At 45.9% G+C, this 3,107-nt stretch carries 3 protein-coding genes; 1 reads left to right on the top strand and 2 read right to left on the bottom strand.

What is annotated here, in order from left to right; all coding sequences use genetic code 11:
* Positions 1–231 precede the first annotated feature (231 nt).
* On the top strand, positions 232–474 hold the full coding sequence (locus F6K20_RS31350; RefSeq protein WP_008189415.1) for a FeoA family protein: 243 nt from the start codon (positions 232–234) through the stop codon (positions 472–474).
* 78 nt (positions 475–552) lie between these two features.
* On the opposite strand, the gene trpE is transcribed toward F6K20_RS31350, so the two are convergent.
* On the bottom strand, positions 553–2,085 hold the full coding sequence (trpE, locus tag F6K20_RS31345) for an anthranilate synthase component I (RefSeq protein WP_008189413.1): 1,533 nt from the start codon (positions 2,083–2,085) through the stop codon (positions 553–555).
* A gap of 94 nt (positions 2,086–2,179) precedes the next feature.
* Entirely contained in the window at positions 2,180–2,608 is a 429-nt protein-coding gene (locus tag F6K20_RS31340) for a photosystem I reaction center subunit II PsaD (RefSeq protein WP_008189408.1), read from the bottom strand.
* Positions 2,609–3,107 lie beyond the last annotated feature (499 nt).

Here is a 3,107-nt window from a genome sequence, read left to right as displayed (position 1 = left end):
AGGAATTGATGGCCAAAAGATGGATTGACCAAAGGTCACGCTTCGCGAACGAGATCTAAATGGCGCTCGTGGAATATTTCTTCGTTCGCGCAGCGTGGCCTACGGCCATGCTTTGGTAGATACACCCTGGGTGAGAAATCACCTTGCATTGGCGAGCTAAGGTCTGCCTTTGGTAGACTTTGGTAGCTAAAAAGTATCGGAATTTTCTCAAACCAATTATTAATTAATTAAATGACTTTAGCCGAATTAAAACCTGGAAAGCTTGCCATTATCGAGAAAGTTCAGATAGGTTTGCAAGTCGAAGGTCTCGCCAATCGACTAGAAGCAATTGGCATTATTCCTAATCGACAGGTACAAGTGTTGCGCTCAGCCTGGTTTGGGGGACCGTTGCACATTCGAGTTGGTTCCACCACAGAAGTAGCTATCCGACGGCAAGAAGCTAGCATGATTCTAGTTAACCCTGTGAAGGAATAGTTAGCGGTTAGCGGTTAGGGGCGATTTTAGCAGTAAGCTATCGTCCCGTTCCCTGCAGGGGCGCGCCTAGCTGATAGCTTACTGCTCAAAGTCTAAACAGCGGATAGCCTCTAGTAAGCCTCTAGCTTTATTGAGGGTTTCTTGATATTCTTTTTCTGGGTCAGAATCTGCTACCAAGCCAGCACCAGCTTGCACTGACACGGTATGTTTACCAGAACCACATGGGCGAACTACCATAGTCCGGATTGCGATCGCACTATTGAGCTGACCTTCAAAATCGTACCAGCCATAGACACCCGAGTAAGGCCCGCGACGTTCTGGTTCCAGTTCCTGAATGATTTCCATTGCCCGAATTTTGGGGGCTCCACTCACTGTCCCCGCAGGGAAACAAGCTTTCAGTAAATCCCAAGCTGTTTTACTAGCATCCAGCTCCCCTACTACATTGCTAACAATGTGCATGACGTGGGAGTAGCGCTCAATGAGCATCAGTTGATCCACTCTGACTGTACCACTCTTGCACACACGACCCAGGTCATTCCGACCCAGGTCAACCAACATAATGTGTTCGGCAATTTCCTTTGGATCTTCGAGTAACTCCTGAGCTAGAGCTTCGTCTTCTTGAGGAGTTTGACCCCGACGTCGAGTTCCAGCAATTGGTCGTAACGTTGCCTGGATTTTTTCCTCTGGGGAAGCTGTTGCCTTAACCATTACCTCTGGGCTAGATCCAATGATTTGCCAGTCCCCAAAATTAAAATAAGCCATGTAGGGGGAGGGATTAATCAGCCTTAGGGAACGGTAAAGGGCAAAAGGGTCACCTTTGTATTCTGTCGAGAGGCGCTGGGATAATACGACCTGAAAGATATCCCCAGCTCGGATATAGTCTTTCGCTTTTTCGACATTAGCGCAAAACTGGGACTTGTCTGTATTGCTTATATAAGACAGTTCTTGAGTACCACTATTTGGAGGTGTCCATGGGAGTACTGTGTCCTTACCTAAGAGCTGCCCTTGCAGTTTGTTGACCAGAGTACGAACGCGATCGCATGCTTTTTGATAGGCTGCCTCTAAATCTCCTTGGGCCTGTCGTAAATCAGCATAAGCGATCACCCAAATCTTACGCTTGACCTGATCAAAAATAATCAGGTTGTCCACTTGCATCCACAATCCATCGGGCAAGTCATTGGACTGTAGAGGATAAATTGGCACACGGGATTCACAAAAACGAATTAACTCATAACCCCAGAAACCGAACAAACCCCCAATTCCTGGCGGCAATTGGGGTAAATTTACAGGTTGATAGGATTTCAGACAATTCCCTAAGGTTTCAAAGGGGTCTCCCTCAAATACTGTTACTGACCCATCCCGGTTGGTCTGAGTCGTGCGATTTCCCCTAGTTTCCAATACCCACAGGGGGTCACAACCAAGTAAACTGTAACGTCCCAGATTTTCACCACCTTCTACCGATTCCAACAAGAAGCTGTAGGGTTGACCAGCACAGACCTTATACCAGGCAGAAACTGGCGTTTCTAAATCCGCCACCCACTCCTGGGTTACCGGTACAAAATTACCTTGTTGAGCTACGGTTGAAAATTGGGAAAAATCTGGGAAAATCATGGTCTTTCTCAGCTCAAGGTTGAAAATTCGGCAAACAGCTGAAACTGTTGGTCACAACGTTCAACTTTTTCCCCTTTACCTTATCACTGATTAATTAAACCTCGTAAGCTGCCTTCCCACTGAACTTGATAGTTGCAGGTTCTGGGTTGCTGCCAATATTGCGGTCTATTTTCCCTGCATAGGGACGCCCTTCGTTGACTTTCTCTGGGAATACCCCATCTGCAGGATGCAGAAACTGGATTTCACCATTGGGATAAACCCGGTAAATTTTATAGTCTTCGATTTTGGGCTTAAATTTCGTCCGCAGTTGGGTTCCCAATGCCAGACACTGTTCCTTACGAGCTAAGTAGAGCAAGTTTTCCCCTTCATTCATGATGGCAGCCCCACCAGTAGGCATTTCAAACACTTGCTCTTTTGAGCTTGTCCAGGTGATAGCGTATTTTTCTTCAACTTCAGCTTTGGTCAGCAATCCGCCAGTGCTACCACCAAATATGGGAGTTTGTCCCGTCAGTTCTTCTGCCATAGTTTTTTTCTCGTGTCTATAAATAAGGCATTCAAGGGAATGCTATCATCGACTTCATACCTGTCTGGCTACTTTGTCAAGAACTGTAACAGTTCTTTAGCTATTCGTGATTTTAGTCATTGGTCTTAGTGATTGGTCTTAGTGATTGGTCATTTGTGATTTCTTCTGCCAAGGGACTTCCGGCTGATGACAAAGGAGCTATTACAAACAAAAACAAGCAACAACACACAAAATAAGCCCTAGTTACCCGTCAAGGCAATGACATGAGGCTACCAACACCACCCTACCCTGATCGTTGTGGAAATTTTGCCAACCTTAATTTTCTTTAACTGAAATACTCCTATACTTGCCTATCTGGTAATTTTGGGCTTATCACCAATCCCAGCCTCATCAATCCCAGCCCTGGCTATTGGTAATGGTCAATTATTGGCTTAGTTGACACTCTCCGCCCGCTTATGGACGGGGATTCTTAGTTCCTCGACATGCCTTAAAATTAGCT

Source organism: Moorena sp. SIO2C4 (genome assembly GCF_010672485.1).
Taxonomy (GTDB): Bacteria; Cyanobacteriota; Cyanobacteriia; order Cyanobacteriales; family Coleofasciculaceae; genus Moorena; species Moorena producens.
This window is presented reverse-complemented; position numbering and strand designations above follow the sequence as displayed.